20 protein-coding genes are annotated in these 20,719 nt (G+C 60.9%); 14 read left to right on the top strand and 6 right to left on the bottom strand.

Annotated features, from left to right (window positions below):
* Nucleotides 1-10: 10 nt before the first annotated feature.
* The 4 genes from ACFOEV_RS17065 to can form a co-directional block, all read right to left on the bottom strand.
* Nucleotides 11-949, bottom strand: coding sequence for an ABC transporter permease (locus tag ACFOEV_RS17065; RefSeq protein ID WP_386776084.1), 939 nt, complete (start codon nt 947-949; stop codon nt 11-13).
* The gene (locus ACFOEV_RS17060) at nt 946-1,995 is read right to left on the bottom strand and encodes an ABC transporter permease (protein ID WP_386776083.1); all 1,050 of its coding nucleotides are present in this window, start codon (nt 1,993-1,995) and stop codon (nt 946-948) included. The genes ACFOEV_RS17065 and ACFOEV_RS17060 overlap by 4 nt, the downstream gene beginning before the upstream one ends.
* Before the next feature lie 94 nt (nt 1,996-2,089).
* Nucleotides 2,090-3,670, bottom strand: a complete 1,581-nt coding sequence (locus tag ACFOEV_RS17055; protein WP_386776082.1) for an ABC transporter substrate-binding protein — start codon at nt 3,668-3,670, stop codon at nt 2,090-2,092.
* Nucleotides 3,671-3,825: 155 nt separating this feature from the next.
* Nucleotides 3,826-4,485 carry a carbonate dehydratase gene (can, locus tag ACFOEV_RS17050; RefSeq protein WP_386776081.1) on the bottom strand — a complete coding sequence of 220 codons (660 nt, stop codon included), beginning with the start codon at nt 4,483-4,485 and terminating at the stop codon, nt 3,826-3,828.
* A gap of 147 nt (nt 4,486-4,632) precedes the next feature.
* Here can and gorA point away from each other — a divergent pair, with 147 nt between their 5' ends.
* The 14 genes from gorA to yidD all read left to right on the top strand — a co-directional run bounded on the left by gorA (nt 4,633) and on the right by yidD (nt 18,807).
* A complete protein-coding gene (gene gorA, locus ACFOEV_RS17045) occupies nt 4,633-5,994 on the top strand; it encodes a glutathione-disulfide reductase (RefSeq protein ID WP_386776080.1) in 1,362 nt (453 codons plus the stop codon).
* A gap of 277 nt (nt 5,995-6,271) precedes the next feature.
* Entirely contained in the window at nt 6,272-6,850 is a 579-nt protein-coding gene (gene ectA, locus ACFOEV_RS17040; RefSeq protein ID WP_386776079.1) for a diaminobutyrate acetyltransferase, read from the top strand.
* Between the two features lie 81 nt (nt 6,851-6,931).
* Nucleotides 6,932-8,197, top strand: a complete 1,266-nt coding sequence (gene ectB, locus ACFOEV_RS17035; RefSeq protein WP_386776078.1) for a diaminobutyrate--2-oxoglutarate transaminase — start codon at nt 6,932-6,934, stop codon at nt 8,195-8,197.
* A gap of 131 nt (nt 8,198-8,328) precedes the next feature.
* Nucleotides 8,329-8,724 carry an ectoine synthase gene (locus ACFOEV_RS17030; RefSeq protein ID WP_386776077.1) on the top strand — a complete coding sequence of 132 codons (396 nt, stop codon included), beginning with the start codon at nt 8,329-8,331 and terminating at the stop codon, nt 8,722-8,724.
* A gap of 312 nt (nt 8,725-9,036) precedes the next feature.
* A complete protein-coding gene (gene pdhA, locus ACFOEV_RS17025) occupies nt 9,037-10,125 on the top strand; it encodes a pyruvate dehydrogenase (acetyl-transferring) E1 component subunit alpha (RefSeq protein WP_386776076.1) in 1,089 nt (362 codons plus the stop codon).
* Nucleotides 10,126-10,129: 4 nt separating this feature from the next.
* On the top strand, nt 10,130-11,110 hold the full coding sequence (locus ACFOEV_RS17020; protein WP_386776075.1) for an alpha-ketoacid dehydrogenase subunit beta: 981 nt from the start codon (nt 10,130-10,132) through the stop codon (nt 11,108-11,110).
* Nucleotides 11,111-11,124: 14 nt separating this feature from the next.
* Nucleotides 11,125-12,423: a dihydrolipoamide acetyltransferase family protein gene (locus ACFOEV_RS17015; protein WP_386776074.1), complete on the top strand. Its 1,299-nt coding sequence runs from the start codon at nt 11,125-11,127 to the stop codon at nt 12,421-12,423.
* Between the two features lie 17 nt (nt 12,424-12,440).
* Complete coding sequence (lpdA, locus tag ACFOEV_RS17010; RefSeq protein WP_386776073.1) at nt 12,441-13,865, top strand: dihydrolipoyl dehydrogenase; 1,425 nt, start codon at nt 12,441-12,443, stop codon at nt 13,863-13,865.
* A gap of 414 nt (nt 13,866-14,279) precedes the next feature.
* On the top strand, nt 14,280-14,957 hold the full coding sequence (locus ACFOEV_RS17005) for an ATP-dependent zinc protease family protein (RefSeq protein ID WP_386776072.1): 678 nt from the start codon (nt 14,280-14,282) through the stop codon (nt 14,955-14,957).
* Nucleotides 14,958-14,966: 9 nt separating this feature from the next.
* Nucleotides 14,967-16,520, top strand: coding sequence for an inactive transglutaminase family protein (locus tag ACFOEV_RS17000; RefSeq protein ID WP_386776071.1), 1,554 nt, complete (start codon nt 14,967-14,969; stop codon nt 16,518-16,520).
* A 5-nt stretch (nt 16,521-16,525) separates the two neighbouring features.
* Nucleotides 16,526-17,533 (top strand): alpha-L-glutamate ligase-like protein, encoded by a 1,008-nt coding sequence (locus ACFOEV_RS16995; RefSeq protein WP_386776070.1) that lies wholly within the window; start codon nt 16,526-16,528, stop codon nt 17,531-17,533.
* A 34-nt stretch (nt 17,534-17,567) separates the two neighbouring features.
* Nucleotides 17,568-18,029, top strand: a complete 462-nt coding sequence (locus ACFOEV_RS16990) for a Fur family transcriptional regulator (protein ID WP_386776069.1) — start codon at nt 17,568-17,570, stop codon at nt 18,027-18,029.
* Complete coding sequence (gene hisI, locus ACFOEV_RS16985; protein WP_386776068.1) at nt 18,026-18,466, top strand: phosphoribosyl-AMP cyclohydrolase; 441 nt, start codon at nt 18,026-18,028, stop codon at nt 18,464-18,466. The genes ACFOEV_RS16990 and hisI overlap by 4 nt, the downstream gene beginning before the upstream one ends.
* Nucleotides 18,466-18,807, top strand: a complete 342-nt coding sequence (gene yidD / locus ACFOEV_RS16980; RefSeq protein WP_386776067.1) for a membrane protein insertion efficiency factor YidD — start codon at nt 18,466-18,468, stop codon at nt 18,805-18,807. The genes hisI and yidD overlap by 1 nt, the downstream gene beginning before the upstream one ends.
* A gap of 151 nt (nt 18,808-18,958) precedes the next feature.
* Here yidD and ACFOEV_RS16975 read toward each other — a convergent pair whose 3' ends face one another.
* Together ACFOEV_RS16975 and ACFOEV_RS16970 are read right to left on the bottom strand one after the other, a co-directional pair.
* On the bottom strand, nt 18,959-19,372 hold the full coding sequence (locus tag ACFOEV_RS16975) for a SufE family protein (protein WP_386776066.1): 414 nt from the start codon (nt 19,370-19,372) through the stop codon (nt 18,959-18,961).
* Between the two features lie 37 nt (nt 19,373-19,409).
* Nucleotides 19,410-20,528, bottom strand: coding sequence for a tyrosine-type recombinase/integrase (locus ACFOEV_RS16970; protein WP_386776326.1), 1,119 nt, complete (start codon nt 20,526-20,528; stop codon nt 19,410-19,412).
* Between the last annotated feature and the right edge of the window lie 191 nt (nt 20,529-20,719).

The following is a 20,719-nucleotide window of genomic DNA, read 5'->3' as shown; positions in this document are numbered from 1 at the left end:
GCTGTACTCCTTACCCCTTGTAAAGACGCGGATTCATCACGTCTCTCAGCCAGTCACCAAGCAGGTTGATGACCAGTACCAGCGCCACCAGCACTGCCCCGGGGATCAGGGTGATCCACCATGAGCCGGACTGGATATAATCGAAACCGGACTTGATCAGCGAGCCCAGCGAGGGATGGGTTTCCGGCATGCCCAATCCCAGAAACGACAAGGCGGCCTCGGAGATGATGGCGTTGGCGATCTGCACGGTCGAAATCACGAAGATCGGCGACAGCGTATTGGGCAGCACATGGCGGAACATGATGCGCCGGCTGGCGAGCCCCATCACACGAGCGGCGTCGACGTATTCCTTGCTCTTTTCCGCCAGCACCGAGGCGCGCACGGTACGTGCATATTGCGGCCATTCCGCCAGGCCGATGATCAGGATCAGCATCAACACCGCATAGTGGCTGTAGAAGCTGCTGCCCAGCGTGGCCTTGACCACGGCCCCGACCACGATGGCCACCATCAGGGTGGAGAACGATAACTGGATATCGGCCAGGCGCATCAGGATGGCATCCACGCGCCCACCCAGATAACCAGCCAGCAGGCCGAAGGTGACCCCCAACACGGCCTGCAGAATCACCGCCCCGAAGCCGATGATCAGCGAGACCCGGGTGCCGTAGAGGATAATCGACCACAGATCGCGGCCCTGGGCATCGGTACCCAAAGCGTAGCGCTCGTCGGCACCATCGACCCAGAACGGCGGCAGCTCGGAGTCGAGGATGTCGATCTGACGCAGATCGTAAGGATCGGTCGGCGCCAGCCAAGGGGCCATGAAGGCCGCCAGTACCAGGCAGATGAAGACCGCCAGGCACAGTTGCGCGCTCCAGGTTCGCTTGAAGCTGTACAGCAAATAGGAGTCACGTAACCTGGCCCAGCGCGTCGGAGAAGAAGCTTGAGTCGTCATGCGGGCTTCCCGGTCAGTTTGACGGTGGGGTTCACCAGGCCGTAGATCAGGTCGACGATGGTGTTGGTGACCACGAAGATCACGCCCACGATCATCAGATAGCTCACGATCAACGGAATGTCGGCACGGTTGATGGCGTCGAGGAACATCAGTCCCATGCCAGGCCACTGGAAAACGGTCTCGGTGAGAATGGTATAGGCCACCATGGTGCCGATCTGGACGCCACCCACGGTGATCACTGGCAACATGGTGTTCTTCAATGCATGCACGAAGTAGATGCGACGTGGTGAGATCCCCTTGGCTCGGGCGAATTTCACGTACTCCGACTGCAGCACTTCCAGCATTTCCGCTCGAATCAGCCGGATGAACAGCGGCAGCATGATCGAGGCCAGGGCGATGGAGGGCAGCACCAGATGCCGTAGGCCACCGATGCTGAACAGGTTCGAGTCCCAGTAGCCCATCACATGGACCAGGTCCTGGCCACGGCCGAAGGAAGGCATGCCGCCTTCGGTCGAGAACACGGCATTGAGCCAGCTTCCCCAGCCGGTGCTCTCGGGGAACAGCGAGACCTTCATGCCGATGGCGAAAATCTGGATCAGCACGATGGCGGTCAGGAACACCGGGACCGAGATACCGACAATCGAGATGCCCATGAAGAATCGCGAAATCGGCGAACGTGGTTTGATGGCGCTGTAGACGCCGATCGGCACCGACAGCAGCACGATGATCAGCGTGGCGCCGAACACCAGTTCCAGAGTGGCAGGCAGATGGCGGGCGATCACGTCCAACGCCGGCTCACGGTAGAAATAGGAATATCCGAAGTCGCCTTGCAACGCATTGCCGGCAAAGCGCAGATATTGCACATGGAAGGGATCGTTGAGCCCCAGACGCTCGCGCAGGGCCTCGCGCTCGCTCTCGGGTACCGATTGGCCCACCATCTGTTGAATGGGATCACCCAGGTTGTCCTGGATGGCGAAGGCGATCACGCTGATGACGAACATCACCAGAATTGCGTGCATCAGCCGCTTGATCAGAAAAGCAATCATGGCTTGCGCCACCTTTCAAGGAGGGTCGTGACAATGCCTCGCCATCCTCCGGTCGTGACCGGAGGACGGGCGATATGCTCTAAGGATAGGTGGATCAGTCAGCGTCTTCGATGACCAGATCGCCCAGGTAGGGGAAGTCGATGGCATTGAGGATCGGCTCGGCATCGACACCGTCGCGGGCCGCATAGGCCAGATTCTGCCAGTGCAGCGCAATATAGCCGACATCGTCATAGAGCATCTGTTCGGCTTCACGCAGCATGGCGTTGCGCTTCTCGATGTCGGTCTCGCTGTCGGCTTCGGCCACTAGCGCATCCAGTTCCTCATTGCAGTAGCTGCCGTAGTTGTACTGCCCGGCGCCGGTTTCCTCATCGATGCAGGCGGTCAGGTACTGAAAGAAGTTGGCGCTATCCTCGGTGTCCGCGTGCCAGCCGATCATCGCAATGTCGGACTGGCGAGTGTCGTACTCCGGCCAGTACTGGGCCAGCGGCATGGTGCGCAGGTTCACGTCGATATTGATACGTGCCAGCATGTTGGCCACCGCCTGAGCGATCTGCGCATCATTCACGTAGCGGTTGTTGGGCGCGATCATGTCGACCTCGAAACCGTCTTCGTAGCCGGCTTCGGCCATCAGCTCCAAGGCGCGGTCGACGTCATAGCGGGGTGCCAGGTCCGGGTTGTGACCGGAATAGCCGCGTGGCGAGAACTGGGCGGCCGGGGTGGCAAAACCTCGCATCAGCCGTTCGACGATCCCTTCCTGGTTGATGGCATAGTCAACCGCCAGGCGTACCCGAGGATCCTGGAAGGCTTCTACCAGTTCCTCGTTCAACTGGAAGCCGATGATGCGGGTACCGGGAATCTCCACCAAGTCGACGCCATCTGCGTTGCGCACGCGTTCCAGGTCGTTGGGCGGCACATGGTCGATGAAGTCGACGCCGTTGGAAAGCAGCGCCGCAACCCGCGAGGCATTCTCGCTGATCGGCGTGAGCTCGATCCGCTCGACGTTACCCGGGGACTCGCTGTCCCAATAGTCGTCGAAGCGCTCCAAGCTGACGCGTACGCCCTGACGACGCTCGGTGACGATGAACGGCCCGGTGCCGGAAGCGTTGCGCGAGGCGAAGGAGTTGCCGCTCTTGACGATCTCGGCCTTGTCGTCGCCGTCACCGGTGGTGCCAGTGTAGAACTCACGATCCATGGGGAAGATGTAGGTCGCGAGATTGAGCAGGATCGGGTAGGGCTCGTGGGTGGTGATCTCCACCGTGGTCTCGTCGATGGCCTTGGCCTCGGCGATCGGCTCGAAGATGGCCTTGTAGTCGGGGCTTTCCTTCAGGCGCTCGATGGTCCAGACCACGTCCTCCGCGGTGAAGCGATTGCCGGAATGGAAGGTCACGTCATCGCGGAGGGTCATGCGCATGGTGGTGTCGTCGACCTGTTCCCACTCGGTGGCCAGGCGCGGCTCGAAGGCGAAGTCCTTGGTCCAGCGCACCAGCGGATCGAACGACAGATGCGAGAAACGCAGCATCCCGCCGGAAAGCTGCTCATGGATATCGAGGGTTTCGGGGTCGGCGCTGTAGCCAATGCGCAGGGTCGTCTCGGCACTGGCGGTCATCGGCATCAATGCCGCGCCAGTCAAGGCGGCACCCACCAGGGTAGCCAGCAAGGTCTTGTTGAAGGTCATGGTGATCCCCACTTGTCGATTGTTATGGACCGCCACGAAAGCGCAGCAGCCAGAGCTTCACCATAGTCAGCCAGCTAGCCGTGAGACAATCGAAATAATGACTGACATCATTCGCTCTCCGAATGATGTCCCTGCAACCCTGGCGAAACCGGATGTCAGTCACTGACACCATCGACGGGATCCAGCCGATCGACGCGGTACAACTGTGGCACCTGATCGAGCCCTTCGACGGTACAGCCCAGATCGGTGACCCGGCCATCGCCCAGCCCATAGACCCAGCCATGGACCGCCAGGGGCTGGTCGCGTTGCCAGGCGCGCTGGATGATCTTGGTGCGACACAGGTTGTCGACCTGGGCCTTGACGTTGAGCTCGCACATGCGATCGACCTGCTCATCGAGACTCAGGTCTGACATGCTGCGCCGATGCCGGCTGTAGAGTTCGCGTACCGTGTGTAGCCAGAAATCGACGATACCGAATTCGCCACCGGTCACGGCCGCCCGCACACCGCCACAGCCATAATGACCGACGATCATGATGTGCTTGACCTTGAGAACGTCGACGGCGTACTGCACCACCGAGAGGGCATTCATGTCATTGTGATGCAGCAGGTTGGCCACATTGCGGTGGACGAAAACCTGGCCGGGCGGCAGATCGATGATCTGATTGGCCGGCACGCGGCTGTCCGAACAACCGATCCACAGGTAGTCGGGATTCTGCTGCTGTGAAAGCCGCGCGAAGAAGTCGGGATCCTGCTGGCGAACGCTGTCAGCCCATTGCCGGTTACGCTCGAGCAAAGCTTGCATGTCTTTTTTCATGGTCGCGATTCCTGAAAGGAAAGCCGGAGGGTGCGCCTCTTTTACCGCCATGCCACCGCGGGGTCAACGGCTGACACTCCCGGCGAATGCCGAGGACTGGTATCATCACGGTTATTCTTCGTGAGTCTCATGTTTCAGGAGTTCAATGTGTCCGAGTTCGACTACGATCTCTTCGTGATTGGCGCCGGCTCCGGCGGCGTACGTGCCGCGCGTACCGCCGCGGCTACCGGTGCGCGGGTCGCCATCGCTGAAGACCGCTATCTCGGTGGCACCTGTGTCAATGTCGGCTGTGTCCCCAAGAAACTCTATTCCTATGCCGCGCACTTCCACGATGCCTTCGAGGACAGTGCCGGCTTCGGCTGGACCCTGCCCGAAGCACCGCGCTTCGAGTGGGCGACGCTGCGCGACAACAAGATCGAAGAGATCAAGCGCTTGAACGGCATCTATGGACGCCTGCTGGAGGGTGCCGACGTGCGCCTGATCAACGGCCGTGCCAAAGTGCTCGATGCCCACCGCATCGAAGTGGCCGGCGAGACCATCAGCGCCGAAAAGATCCTGGTCGCCACCGGCGGCTGGCCCTGGGTGCCGGACTTCCCGGGTAACGAGCATGTCCTGAACTCCAACCAGATCTTCGACCTACCGCGTTTCCCCGAGCGTTTCCTGGTCCTGGGCGGCGGCTACATTGCGGTGGAGTTCGCCAGCATCTTCAATGGCCTGGGAAGCGATACCCATCTGGTCTATCGTGGCGAACTCTTCCTGCGCGGCTTCGACCGCGAAGTGCGTGAATTCACTCGCGACGAAATGGGCAAGAAGGGCGTCCAACTGCATTTCGAGACCAACATCGAATGCATCGACAAGCTCGACAACGGGCTGCAGGTCACCCTGACCAATGGCGAACGACTCGACGTCGATGCGGTGCTGGTCGCCACAGGGCGCAAGCCACACCTCGCCGGGTTGGGCCTCGACCGGCTGGATATCGCCTTGAATGACGATGGCACCCTCAAGGTCAACGATCGCTTCGAGACGTCCATCCCCTCGATCCTGGCACTGGGCGATGTCACCGGCGGCCCCGAGCTGACGCCGGTAGCGCTGGCCGAGGCCATGCACATGGTTCAACACCACTTCACCGACAATCCGCCGCGCCCGCTCGATTATCGGAATATCGCGACCGCGGTATTCTGCCATCCGAATATCGGTACCGTGGGGCTATCCGAAGAAGAGGCTCGCAAGCAGTACGGCGCGATTCGTGTCTACAGTGCCGACTTCCGTCCCATGAAGCATACCCTATCGGGCAGCGACGAACGTTGCCTGATGAAACTGCTCGTCGATGATGCCAGCGACCGCGTGGTGGGCGCGCACATGGTCGGCGAAGAGGCCGGAGAGGTCATCCAGGGCATCGCCATCGCGGTCAGGGCCGGCCTGACCAAGGCCGACTTCGATGCCACCGTAGGTATTCACCCGACCGGCGCCGAGGAATTCGTCACCATGCGCAGCGTGACGCGCCGCTGATAGCGGGACGACAACCTCTCCGTCATCTGCCGGTCATCCTGACTAGCCAGACTCTAAGGCCACCTGCGTAGGTGGCCTTTTCGCTGCCTGCTGGCCGATGCCTCCCCCCGGCTGGACTAAACTGAGAAAGTGCACCGCAGTGGGTCACAACCGAGGGGGGAAACATTATCTATAATATTGTTTTATGGAACCGATGTTCAACGATAAGAAGTTCTTTGATTTGCACATAAGCCTTTGTTATAATAAGGCGCAAATTCGCCAACAGCGAAGCATAGACATGAACCTATCGACACAGCCCTTCACTCCTTCTGCCGACCTGGCACGCCCGAGCGTCGCCGATGCAGTGGTCGGCAATACCCAGACCCCGTTGTTCATTCGCAGGCCCAACCCCGACGATGGTTGGGGCATCTATGAATTGGTTAAATCCTGTCCGCCACTCGATGTGAACTCGGCCTATGCCTACCTGTTACTGGCAACCCAGTTTCGCGACAGCTGTGCCGTGGCGGCCAACGAGGATGGCGAGATCGTGGGCTTCGTATCCGGGTACGTGAAAAGCAACGCGCCGGACACTTATTTCCTGTGGCAAGTCGCCGTAGGTGAGAAGGCCCGAGGCACCGGCTTGGCCCGCCGTCTGGTGGAAGCCGTGATGAGCCGCCCGGAGCTTGCGGAAGTGCGTCACCTGGAAACCACCATCACGCCCGACAACGAGGCCTCATGGGGACTCTTTACCCGGCTGGCTGATCGCTGGCAAGCCCCTCTCAACAGCCGTGAATATTTTTCTACCGATCAGCTCGGCGGTGAGCATGATCCGGAAAATCTGGTACGAATCGGTCCCTTCCAGCCCGACCAGATCTGAAGACCCGCCTCTTTTTTGGCTGACAGCCGGTCCTTTGGGCAGGCTGCGGGCTCTCTTTTATCCATCGACCAGGAGGTCAAGATGCAGACCCAGATTCTCGAACGCATGGAATCGGATGTGCGTACCTACTCACGCTCCTTTCCGGTGGTCTTCACCGAAGCCAAGGGCTCGCGCCTGACCGCTGAGGACGGTAAGCAGTACATCGATTTCCTCGCCGGCGCCGGGACCCTGAACTACGGCCATAACCATCCCAAGCTCAAGCAGGCCCTGATCGACTACCTGGCCAGTGACGGGATCGTGCACGGGCTGGACATGTGGACCAAGGCCAAGCGCGACTACCTGGAAACCCTGGAGGAGGTGATCCTCAAGCCACGTGGCCTGGAGTACAAGGTCCACCTCCCGGGTCCGACCGGCACCAACGCCGTGGAGGCCGCCATTCGTCTGGCACGGGTGGCGACCGGCCGCCACAACATCGTGTCCTTTACCAACGGCTTTCACGGCGTGACCATGGGCGCCCTGGCGACCACCGGTAACCGCAAGTTCCGCGAGGCGACCGGCGGCATTCCCACCCAGGGCAGCGCTTTCATGCCGTTTGACGGCTACCTCGGCGAAGGCATCGACACCCTCGACTACTTCGAGAAACTGCTCGGCGACAACTCCAGCGGTCTCGATCGTCCCGCCGCCGTGATCATCGAAACGGTGCAGGGGGAGGGGGGCATCAACCCGGCTGGCATCGACTGGCTCAAGCGCCTGGAACGGATTTGCCGTGACCAGGGGATCCTGCTGATCGTCGACGACATTCAGGCCGGTTGCGGGCGTACCGGCAAGTTCTTCAGCTTCGAGCATGCCGGCATTACCCCGGATATCGTCACCAACTCCAAGTCGCTGTCCGGTTTCGGTCTGCCTTTTGCCCACGTGCTGATGCGTCCGGAACTCGACAAATGGAAGCCGGGCCAATACAACGGCACCTTCCGCGGCTTCAGCCTGGCGTTCACCACCGCCGCCGCGGCCATGCGCCAATTCTGGAGCGACGACACCCTCGAGCGCGACGTGCAGCGCAAGGGCAGGGTGGTCGAGGACCGTTTCCAGAAGCTTGCCGCCTGGCTGACCGAAAAAGGCATCCCGGCTTCCGAGCGCGGTCGCGGTCTGATGCGCGGCTTGGATGTCGGCAGTGGCGGCCATGCCGACAAGATCACCGCCGAAGCCTTCGAGAACGGCCTGGTGATCGAAACCAGCGGTCACGACGGTCATGTCGTCAAGTGCCTGTGCCCGCTGACCATCAGCGACGAAGATCTGCTCGAGGGCCTCGATATCCTCGAAGCCAGCATCAAGAAAGTCTTTGGCTGATAATGGTATCGTGACGTGCTTGCTGCCCCGTTCGGGTGGTACCTGACCCGATCGGTCCGAGGCATGCGGGACCGGTCGTTTGTTTGAATAGCGAAGTCGTATCGGCTTCCGCTGACGGGAGGAACTCCGCGATGATCGTGCGCAACATAGAAGAAGCTCGCCAGTCCGAGCGTCTGGTCAATTCCGAAACCGGCAGCTGGGATAGTACACGCCTGCTGCTGGCCAGCGATGGGGGTGGTTTCTCGTTCCATATCACCCGCATCTATGCCGGGACCGAGACCCACATCCATTACAAGCACCATTTCGAGTCGGTGTATTGCATGGAAGGCGAAGGTGAGGTCGAAACCGTGGCCGACGGCAAGATCTGGCCAATCAAGCCCGGCGACATCTATATTCTCGACCAGAACGACGAGCACCTGCTTCGCGCCACCAAGACCATGCATCTGGCCTGTGTCTTCACGCCGCCCATCACCGGCAAGGAAGTGCATCGCGAGGACGGCTCCTACGCGCCGGCCGACGACACCTGATCTGCCGCTCACTCTCAAAGCCCAGCAGGCGAGCCTGCTGGGCTTTTTCGTGCCCGATCGCTACACAGGGAGGGGGAAAGGGGCGGCGACAAAAAATGACCTTTTTTTACATTCCGGGCAGCACTGGCGCGGGCCGATGATGGGAACGGCCTTGGGCAGCCAGCGCGAGTGTTCGCAGGCTTCCCCATGGCCTGGACGGGATTGGTATTCTCGCGACAGAGCTTCTACAGTCACTAGCTGCTACTAGCTGACTTAACTCACTGTTTTTCAGTGGGCACGACAGCTTTCTCTTGTTTCCTCGGAGGGCAACGCATGCCGAGAAAGCAGGTTCGGCTCGAACACTCCGTCGAATACCTTTCGATCATGGACAAGCGGGGCCGGGTGGATGAGAAGCTGGCCCCCCAGATCGATGACGAACGCCTGCAGCAGATGCATCGCACGATGCTGTTGAGCCGACGCCTCGACGAGCGGATGCTCACGCTGCAGCGACAGGGGCGTATCGGCACCTTTGCTCCAGCCATCGGGCAAGAGGGGTGCCAAGTGGCAGCCATGGCGGCGCTTTCCTCCCGCGACTGGTTCGTACCGGCGTTTCGCGAGACATCCGCGATGCTATGGCGAGGATTCGATCCGGTAAACCTGCTCCTATACAACGCCGGCTACAATGAGGGCGGAGCGATCCCCGAAGACAGCCACGATCTGCCGATCTCCATCCCCGTGGCATCGCAGCTCCCCCCTGCCGTAGGCCTGGCCTACGGCGCAGGATATCGGGAAAACGACGAGATCGTCATCACCTTCTTCGGTGACGGAGCGACGTCAGAGGGCGATTTTCACGAAGCGATGAACTTCGCCAGTGTCTTCAAGACACCGGTTATCTTCCTGTGCCAGAACAACCACTGGGCCATTTCGATGCCACGCAGGCGCCAGAGTGGATCCAGGACCCTGGCCCAGAAGGCCTTGGCATATGGCATTCCGGCGCTCCAGGTCGACGGCAACGATGTCTTCGCGGTCTATGCGGCCGTGCAAGAAGCGGCCAAGCGTGCCCGGGACGGTGGGGGGCCGACGATGATCGAAGCGGTCACCTATCGCATGTCGGTGCATACCACGGCCGATGACCCTGGCAAGTATCGGGATGAGAAGGAAGTGAAGCAGTGGCAGGAACTGGATCCGATCCTGCGCCTGCAGAAATACCTCAAGGCCAGGAAACGCCTGACAGACAAGGAGGTCGACAAGCTGGAGGAGGAAATAGAGCAGGAGGTCGACGAGGCCTGGGAGAAAGCAGACCAACGGATGCAGCAGCTCGACGACCCGTCGGTGATCTTCGATCACCTCTACGAGCAACCACCGGAATACCTGGAGGCGCAGAGAGAAGCGTTCGAACAACGGCTCAAGAGTGAGGGTTGATTCGATGGCCAATCTGAACATGGCGGATGCGTTGAACCTGGCGCTTAGGCAGGAGATGGACAAGGACGAGGATGTCATCGTCCTCGGGGAGGATGTCGGTGTCGATGGCGGGGTGTTCCGCATCACCGATGGCCTGCTCGATCGTTTCGGTGAGAGGCGAGTCATCGACACCCCCGTCGCGGAAACGGCGATCGCCGGCTTCGCGATCGGGATGGCCGCATATGGCCTCAAGCCGGTCGGCGAGATGCAGTTCTCCGGTTTCAGCTATCAGGGCTTTCATCAGATGGAATCGCATGCCGCCCGCCTGCGCTGGCGCAGCCGCGGTCGTTACCCGATTTCCATGGTGCTGAGAATGCCGTATGGGGCAGGGGTGCACGCCCTCGAGCACCATTCCGAGAGTCGTGAGGTCTATTATGCCCACACGCCCGGCCTCAAGATGGTAATTCCTTCCACACCGCGTAATGCACGCGCACTGCTGGTCAGTGCCATCCGCGACCCCGACCCGGTGGTCTTCCTCGAACCCAAGGCCATTTATCGTGCGTTTCGCGAGGAGGTTCCCGAGGAAGAGGAGACACTGCCGCTCGGCCAATCACGGACCGCCCGCCAGGGAGACGATCTGACCATGATCTCCTATGGTGCCATGTTGCACCGCACCCTCGAGGCCGCCGAGCGACTCGCCGACGAAGACGGCGTGGAGGCGGAGGTCATCGATTTGTTGAGCCTGTCGCCGCTGGACCATGCGCGTTTCACCCGGTCGGCACGCAACACGGGGCGCGTGGTGATCGTCCACGAGGCGCATCGGAGCTATGGGCCCGCGGGGGAGATCATGGCCCGGCTGATCGAGGAATCCTTCTATTACCTCGAGGCGCCGATTCGCCGGGTCACCGGTTTCGACACCATCGTGCCGCTGTTTGCGCGCGAACAGGATTACCTGCCCGATGTCGAACGCATTCTAGAGGCCGCACGCGGTGCCATGAACGACTAGAGCGGTAACGGACTATGAGCCAGGAATTCACGTTCTCCGACCCCGGCGAGGGGCTGCAGGAAGCCGAAGTACTGGAAATCCACGTGGAGGAGGGGGCTCACGTCAATGACGGCGATACGGTGCTGACGGTGGAAACCGACAAGGCGGCCACCGACATTCCCGCCCCCTTTACCGGAACGGTCGACAAGGTTCACGTCAAGGCCGGTGATGTGATCCGGGTCGATGACGTGCTGCTTAGCTATTCCCCCGAAGGGGACGAGCGACAGCCGGAAGCGAAAGAAGGTGACGACAAGCGTGATGAAGGACGCGGGGAGCCGAGCGACCGCGAAACGGAAGAGACCGATGACGAGAAGCGGAAGGAGCCGCGAGAGGAACGGAAAGAGCCGCGCGAGGAACGAAAGGGCCGCCGGCAGACACCGGTTCCCGCGTCGCCGAGCACACGACGCATCGCCCATGAGCGCGGTATCGACCTTCGCGACGTCGAACCCAGCGGCCCCCAGGGTCGGGTAACGACCGAAGACGTCGAAGCCGCAAGCCGGGGAGAGACACGAAAGCGGGAACGCCGAGAGCCATCCCCCTTACCTGATTTCAGCCGCTGGGGCGAGACCGAGCGCCAGCCGATGCGCTCCGTTCGACGAGTCACCGCCGAGCGCATGACGCAATCGTGGCAGGAGGTACCGCATGTCTTTCATCAGGACGTGGCCGATATCACCGAGCTGGAGCACTTCCGTCATGAGTACGAGGCCAGCGCCCAGGCCAATGGCGGCAAGTTCACGCTGACCATCCTGGTCATGAAAGCGCTGGTCTTCGCCATGAAACGTTTCCCCCGCTTCAATGCCAGCCTGGATGTCGAGAGCCAGGAAATCGTGCTCAAGCACTACTACAACATCGGCATGGCGGTCGCCACGGACCGTGGGTTGCTGGTGCCGGTCATTCGCGATGTCGATCGCAAGAACCTTATCGAGCTCACGGAGGCGGTCAGTACCACGGTGGAAAAAGCGCGCAATGGCGAGCTGCGTCGCGAGGATATGGAAGGAGGCAGCATGACCCTCACCAATCCCGGGCCGTTGGGCGGCACCGCACTGGCGCCACTGATCAACCTGCCCGAGGTGGCGATCCTGGGTCTGGGGCAGGCACGGCTGCAGCCCGTCGTGCATGGCGACCTGGAAGACTACGAGATCAAACCAAGACGAATGCTTCCGCTGTCGCTCGGTTTCGACCATCGCGTCAATGATGGTGCCGATGCGGCAAACTTCGTCACGGCGTTGATCGGTGCACTGGAAGACCCGCAATCGCTGCTGCTCAGGATCTGACACAGAAGAGGCGATGGATGGCAGGCAAGGAACGAGACTCAGCGGTCCCTGAACGTACCGATGTGGCTGTGATCGGCGGTGGCCCGGGTGGTTATGCGGCGGCTTTCGAAGCGGCCGCCCAAGGACTCGACGTCACGCTGATCAGTGATGACGAGCGTATCGGCGGGGTTTGCCTGCTGCGTGGCTGCATTCCTTCCAAGACGCTGTTGCATGTCACGGAACTCCTGCATGCCACGCAGGACGCCGATACCATGGGGATCGCATTCCAGCGTCCCGACATCGATCCCCAAGCACTGCGCAACTGGAAGGACCAGGTGATCGTCAAGCTTACCGATGGGTTGGCCGGCCTGTGCAAGCAGCGGGGCGTTCGTCTGGTTCGGGCGCGTGCCCACTTCGCCGGCAAGCAACAGTTGCATCTCGAAGGTGCCGAGCGCGACACGCTGGATTATGGCCATGCCATCATTGCTACCGGATCACGCCCCATGGCCTTGCCGGACGTCGATTTCGCCACCAGCGATCGCATCATGGACTCGACCGATGCTCTGGCCCTGGAGGAAATTCCCGAATCGCTGCTGGTCGTTGGCGGTGGTTATATCGGACTCGAGATGGGCATGGTCTATCAGGCGCTGGGCAGCCGGGTGACGTTGGTTGAAATGGCCGATCGGCTGATGGTCAACGCCGATGCCGACCTGGTCAAACCGCTTGCCTCCAAGGTCGAGGCGTTGTTCGACGCCACCCATCTGAAGACCCGGGTCAGCAGGCTAAAAGAAACCCGGAAACAAGTCAGGGTCACGCTGGAAGGCGAAGACGGCAGCCGCGACAGGAACTTCGAGCGCGTCCTGGTTGCCGTGGGACGCCAGCCGAATACGCAAGACTTAAGCCTGGACGAGACCGATGTGGTCTGCGATGACCAGGGCTTTATCGAGGTGGACGACCAGCGTCGCACCGGCGACGAGTGCATCTATGCCATCGGTGATGTCACCGGAGGCATGATGCTGGCTCACGAGGCGATGCATGAAGGCAAGGTCGCGGCCAGGGCCATCGCCGGTCATTCTGCCAAATTCGACGCCCGCGCCGTGCCGGCGGTCGTGTACACCACGCCGCAGTTGGCCTGGTGCGGTTTCACGGAACAACAGGCCGAACGCGACGACATCGACATCAAGGTACTGCGATTTCCCTGGCAAGCCTCGGGCCGCGCCTTGTCGATGGGAACGGAGGATGGCATGACCAAGTTGATCGTCGAACCGCACAGCGGCCGTATTCTGGGCATGGGCATCGTCGGTCCCCAAGCCGAGTCGCTGATCGCCGAAGGCGCGCTCGCCATAGAGATGGGAGCGGTGGCGGAAGACTTGGCCTTGACCGTACATCCGCATCCGACGCTGAGCGAAACCGTCGGCGAGTGCGCCGAGCTGTTCCTGGGCCAGGCGACACATTATGGGTGAAACCGGATCGTGGCCGGCGTAGGTTTCACTCGATCAAGGATTACCCAGCACTTCGCATAATGTATATTATGTTAAATTAGAGATGCAATTATAGAAACCGCTACCTCTCGCTCGTCGTTTTACAGCGATCCCTACTACAGCATTGGACAGCTCTGCAGTCCCACCGTAACATTCGCCGAACGGTAATTCCCCCACGGGGTTTTTCAACAGGAATCCTTCAAGGAACAATCCTTCGTCATGCAAATTCGGCGTCTCCTGCTTCCCGCGGCCCTATTGACCGCCAGCCTGATAACCGGCTGCGCATTTACTCAATCCCCTCCACCCGAGCCCACTCCCACATTGCATCCACAAGCCTTCGAGACACGTATCGCTCAGCTCGAGCAACAACTGGCGGCTCGCTGTGAACGAGAGCGAATGACGCATGAGCACCAGGCCGATCAGACTCGTGCCCTGTTCGCCGCGGTGAGTGAAGTCGGCAGCCAAGTGCGCCACCTGCGTGCGGATGTCAAACAGTTCGGCGATGAACCGACCGTGGTCGCGGCCCAGTGCGACGTTGCCGAGGATAGCCCGTTGCGCGACAAGACGGTCCTGGGGCGCAGCGAATGGATCGGCCTGCCGGATATCGCCACCTACCTGAAGGCCCGGATCGACTCCGGCGCCAACACCTCGTCACTGTCGGCCAAGAACATTACCCGTTTCGAGCGCGATGGCGAGAATTGGGTACGCTTCAAGCTGGCCCTGACGGACGACGATATCGCCATCGACCAGGTACGCGATGAATGGATCGAAGCGCCCGTGGTGCGTCGTGTGCGCGTCATGCAGGCCGCCGGCAACGATTCGCGCCCCGTCATCAGCTTACCGATGACCCTGGGGCCGATTCAGGAACAGGTCGAGTTCACGCTCAATGATCGCAGCCATCTCAACTACCCTGTCTTGCTCGGTCGTCGATTCATGATGGATATCGCCATGATCGACGTCTCCCAGTCCTATGTTCATCCGCGTCCGGAATTCCCTGGTGGCGCCCCCTCCGACCAGGCTCGTGAAGACGAAGTCGGCGACGATGAAGACGATGCGGCCGAAGCCACTGAATAAGGACACGGAATGTCACGTTTACCTTTCTATCTGTTGACCGGCGTTCTGTTGATCGCCGGTATCGCCCTCAGCATCTACCGCCATGTCCAGTTCGAAGTCCCCTGGACACCCGGCGAACAGCGACAAGTCTGGGAGATCGAGGCCCAGGTCAGCTTCAGTGCCAAGGGCGATCCGGTCCTTGTCGACATGGCGCTGCCCTCTCACCAGCAAGGTTTCCGTATACTGACCGAGAATACCGCTTCCTCGGGGTATGGCCTCTCGTTTCTCGAGGACCAGCGCGGTCGTCGAGCACAATGGTCGATCCGGCAAGCAGCCGGTGCCCAGCAGCTTTATTATTCCGCACAAGTGCTGGTGGCACCGGATAGCCGTGCCCCGCTTAGCGAGCGTCCACCTCTCCCTCGCAATATCATCTGGGAGCGTCCTTTCGATACCGCCGCCAGCCAGGTCATCGAGCGTGCCCATCAGCGCAGCGCCGACCCCTACACGTTCGCCCGTGAGTTGGTGCGCGACTTCACCGGTGACCGTCAGGACGAGAATGCCAGATTGCTGCTGACCCAATTCGAACGCACCCCGCTCCTGGTACGCCTGCTCAACGAAGCAGGCGTACATGCCCGCGAGGTCAGCGGCCTGTTGCTCGAGGACGGACGCCGCCGCCAGAACCTGACCTCCTGGCTGCAGGTCTTCGACGAGAAGAGTGGCGAGGATGTCGACGCAAAGAGCGGCGAGAATGGTGGCGAGAGCGACTGGGCACTGTTCAATCCCGACACCGGCAAACAAGGGCGCCCCGACAACCTGTTGCTTTGGGAAGACAACGGCCAGGCGGTGCTGGAGGTCCAGGGCGGGGTCAATTCGAATATCAGCTTCTCGATGATTCAGCACAACCAACCGGCGGCGGCTGCCGTTCGTAACCAGTTGGTCGACGATACCCTGCTGAATTTCTCGATTCATAGCCTGCCGCTGGAAGAGCAGGCCCTGTTCCAGACCATCCTGCTGATCCCCATCGGTGCTCTGGTCGTGGTCTTTCTGCGCGTGCTGGTCGGGATCAAGACCTCGGGGACCTTCATGCCGGTGCTGATCGCCCTGGCATTCATCCAGACGACACTGATCACCGGTCTGGTCGGCTTCCTGCTGATCGTCGCAGTAGGCCTGGTCATTCGCAGCTACCTATCGCATCTCAACTTGCTGCTGGTGGCGCGAGTGTCGGCGGTGATCATCACGGTCATCGCCATCATCTCGGTGTTCTCGGTACTGTCCTATCGCTTCGGCCTCAACGCCGGCCTGACCATCACGTTCTTCCCGATGATCATCCTCGCCTGGACCATCGAGCGCATGTCGATCCTGTGGGAGGAGGAAGGCCCCAAGGAAGTGCTGATCCAGGGTGGCGGCAGTCTGCTCACGGCAGTGCTGGCCTATCTGGCGATGAACAATCCCTGGGTACGCCATATCACCTTCAACTTTCTCGGTGTGCAGATGATCCTGATGTCGCTGATCCTGCTGCTGGGTAACTATACCGGTTACCGGCTGCTTGAATTACGCCGCTTCAAACCGGTCACGGAGGATTGACGAGCATGTGGAGCTCGCCCAACAAGCTGCGTGCCAAGGGAATCATTGGCATGAACCGGCGCAACATTCGCTACATCGGGCGCTACAACTCCCGGCGCCTCTATCCGTTGGTGGATGACAAGCTCAAGACCAAGCTGCTGGCACACGAATACGGCATCACCACGCCGGCGTTGATCGGTACCGTCACCACCCAGTTCGGCGTCAAGCAGGTCACTCGGATGGTGACCGACCATCGAGGCTTCGTCATCAAACCGGCCAAGGGTAGCGGCGGCAAGGGCATCCTGGTCATCGAGCATGTCGAGGGCGACACGTACATCAAGCCCAGTGGCGCTCGCCTGGAGCGCGAGGACCTGGAGCGCCACGTCTCGAACATCCTCTCGGGACTCTATTCCCTGGGTGGGTCGCCGGATATCGCGCTGGTCGAAGCGCTGATCAACTTCGATGTGACACTTTCCGAGTACACCTACGAAGGCGTGCCGGATATTCGCGTCATCGTGTTCAAGGGCTACCCGGTGATGGCCATGATGCGACTCTCCACGGCGGCCTCCGATGGCAAGGCCAACCTCCACCAGGGCGCGGTAGGCGTGGGGCTGGATATCGCCACTGGCACTGCGCTGCGTGGCGTGCAGTTCGATCGCCCGAGAAACGATCATCCCGATACCGGCCATGAGCTGGCCAGCTTGCGAATCCCGGGCTGGGAGACGCTGCTGACCCTGGCCGCAAGCTGCTATGAGATGACCGGGCTCGGTTACCTGGGGACCGATATGGTGCTCGATCGCGAGCATGGCCCCATGCTGCTGGAATTGAACGCACGGCCGGGACTGGCAATCCAGATGGCCAATGGCGAGGGGCTGCGTCCACGCCTCGATCTTATCGAACGGCAGCCTGAAGGAGCCGACGTCGCGAAGCGTGTCGCCTTCGCGCAGCAACATTTCGCCCGCCGCGGCGAGCTGCAGGAGCCGCCGACAGTCGCCGAACCCGATCGCCTGGCTGTCGGCGCCCTGGACACGTAGAATGTAGGTTTCCTATTTGACGACCAGGCCCCTCATGCTCGATATCAGCGCCCTGATGCAGCAAGCCGAGCGCCAGTGCCAGCAGCATGGTGCGCGTTTTACGCCGATCCGACGCCGTGTCCTGGAGATGATTGCCGCCACGCGCGGTGGCCTCAAGGCTTACGACCTGCTCGACAAGCTGGCGGTGGAACACGCATCGGCGCGCCCTCCTACCGTCTATAGGGCCCTGGATTTTCTCATCGAGCAGGGCCTGGTACATCGTATCGAATCACTCAATGCTTATGTCGCCTGCCCTTGTCCCGAACATGCCCATGGCTTTCAACTCTTGATCTGTCGCCACTGTGGCCGGGTCGAGGAATTACACCTCGATGACGTGAACGCTCAGCTCTCGCAGCGCGCCCGTGCTCTGGGGTTTCGTGTCGAGCGCCAGACCATCGAACTATTGGGTAACTGTGACGTCTGCAAAGGCAGTGGCAGCCAAGTGGACACCTCATGAGCGAATTATTCAAGCAGTTGGAAAAAGCCCCTCTCGGCGCCCGCCGCCCCATTGCCGAGATACTGGACGCCATCGCCTGGAATGCCGACGGCTTGGTGCCTGCCGTCGCCCAGCAGCATGACAGTGGCGAGGTGCTGATGATGGCCTGGATGAACCGCGAGTCACTGGAAGAGACACTGGTTTCCGGCCGCGTCTGCTACTGGTCTCGTTCGCGAGGCAAGCTATGGCGCAAGGGCGAGACGTCGGGACAGGAGCAGCAACTGCGTGCCGCCCATCTGGACTGCGATGGTGACACCCTGCTGCTCAGCGTCGACCAGACAGGCCCGGCTTGCCATACCGGCCGGCGCAGTTGCTTTTATATGGCGCTGGATGCCGAAGGCGGCGAAATCGACAGCGCGCCCCTCATCGACCCCGACGAGCTCTACCGGAGGACATAATGGCTCGACGGCCGGCGCGGCACAGTAGCGTGGCCAAGCTGGTGTCCTGGCCATTGATCGCCTTGATCAAGGTTTATCAATACGGCATCAGCCCCCTGCTCGGCCCACGCTGCCGCTTCTGGCCCAGCTGTTCGCACTATGCGCTGGAGGCGATCCACACCCATGGCCCGCTCAAGGGAGGCTGGCTAGCGCTCATACGAGTCCTCAAGTGCCATCCCTGGCATTCCGGCAATGGTGGCATCGATCCGGTGCCGGGCGGTCCCAGTGAGGCACTGTGCCGTGAGGATGAGGAGCTGGATGAGCACTATTGCTGCCGGCCAGGTAGTCGGCACGAAGACTGAACCACCTTAAGCACTATCTGAAAACTGTCTGCGCTCGCTCATACTGCGTTAAAAAATCAGCTCAAAATGCTCATTTACACCCACGTAAACTCCACTTATTCGCTGATTTTTGCCTTGTCTGACCTTCGCTCGTCGACTTTTCAGACAATGCTTAGGCGGCTTCCTGCTCCGCCACTTCGTAGATACGGGCCAACATGCTGTGCAGGCCATTGCTGCGCGTCGGCGAAAGATGCTTGTCGAGCCCCAAGTCCTCCAGAAAGCTGGGCTGGGTAGAGACGATTTCCTGCGGTGCGCGGTCGTTGTAGATGCGCATCAGCACGGCGATCAGCCCCGAGACGATGGCCGCGTCGGAGGTGGCGTCGAAGTGGAGAACGTCAGCGTCTCGGCGATGGTGTATCCAGACGTTCGACTGGCAGCCCTGAATCTTGCATTCGGGAGTCTTCCACTCCTCCGGGAAAGCCGGGAGCTGCTTGCCCATATCGATGATGTACTGGTAGCGGTCCATCCAGTTGTCGAATATCTCGAATTCCTCGACCAGTTCGGTCTGGGCATCTTGTAGTGTCATATGCTCTCCTCTCACTGAATGCCTTCATTATATCGCGTCACCGCCGGTCGCGTCGCGCCAGTCCGTGCACCGCCAACTGCCGCTGCCACTCGTCGTCTTCGGCATGCAGGTAGCGCGCCGTGGTATCGAGACGCGAGTGGCGCGCCGTCTTCGCCAGATAGCGCAGCTCGACCCCCGCCTGAGCCTGATGGGTGATGGCGGTATGTCGCAACCAGTGCGGTGATGCTCGTCGTAGCGTCGCCGCCAGGTGCGTGGCGCCCTCGCCCGCCTCCGCCTCCAGCCCCCTTGCCGCTTCCTCGAAAGTCGCCTTGATCAAGCGATAGAGTTGGTTATCGCCGAGTCCACTGCGACCATTCAGCGCACGCAACACCGGCCCCTCCTCGTCGGGCACCGGCAGGGCCGGCAACCCCAGTGTTGCTCGCCAGTCCGTCAATAACCCCAGCATATCGGGTGGCACGGGAATGGTTGCCAGCTTGTCCCCCTTGCCCACCACGCGCCACCACCAGTGCCCTTCGCGCTGTTCGAAGTCACTCATGGCAGCCTCAGCCATCTCGCCGATGCGTGGTGCCAGCAGATAGGCAAAACCGAAGATCAGCCGGCGCCGCTGCCATACCAGACGCTGTCGCGGGCTTGCGCCCTCCCCCGGCGGCCGCTCGAGCCACTGCCACAACCATTCCCACAGGGGGCGCTCCAGGTAGCGCTCGAGGCCAGGCTGACGGTTGTCCAGGCGCCGGCGCTTGCCACGCATCAGCCGAAAGGGGTTATGGTCGACCCACCCTGCCTCCACCAACCAGCTATAGAGTCCCTGCAGGATCACCAGGCTCTGGCGTCGACTGGCCGCCGACAAAGGGCGACGAAACGGTCTCCAGCCGGGGTGCTGGCGTGGCCGCGGCGGCCCGACCCACTGCTCGGCTGGCTGTGGATCGGCCAGGAAGCCGTCGAAACGCGCCAAGTCGTCGCGCCGTAATTCCTGCAAGCCAAGCCCTTGCCCATCCAGCCATAGCAATAGCCGCTCGGCCTCCTTGCGATAGGCACGCAACGTCTGCGCGCTGTACCGGTATTCGGCTAGCCATTCGCCGACCGCTTCCACATCGCTGTTGGCCGCGATCCGACTCGGTGGCGCCCCTCGCACCCTTTCCTGACTGACTGAGCGCACCGCTCCATTTTCATCGTTTTCGACAATCGGAAACCCTTTGTTATTCAACACGCTTTTCCTTCTCGGTCGACCAACGACGAGCCAGCGGCGGCGAGCTCAACCTTATACGACGCCATTGTCGCCGCATCCCTGGCAAGCAATCAAGATAAGCCGCGTAATCATGAATTTTCCTTTGATTTAATAAATATAAT

This window comes from Litchfieldella rifensis (assembly GCF_042646605.1).
In the GTDB taxonomy this organism is placed as follows: Bacteria; Pseudomonadota; Gammaproteobacteria; order Pseudomonadales; family Halomonadaceae; genus Litchfieldella; species Litchfieldella rifensis.
The sequence above is the reverse complement of the archived record's forward strand: the minus strand, read 5'-3'. Positions and strand labels throughout refer to the sequence as shown.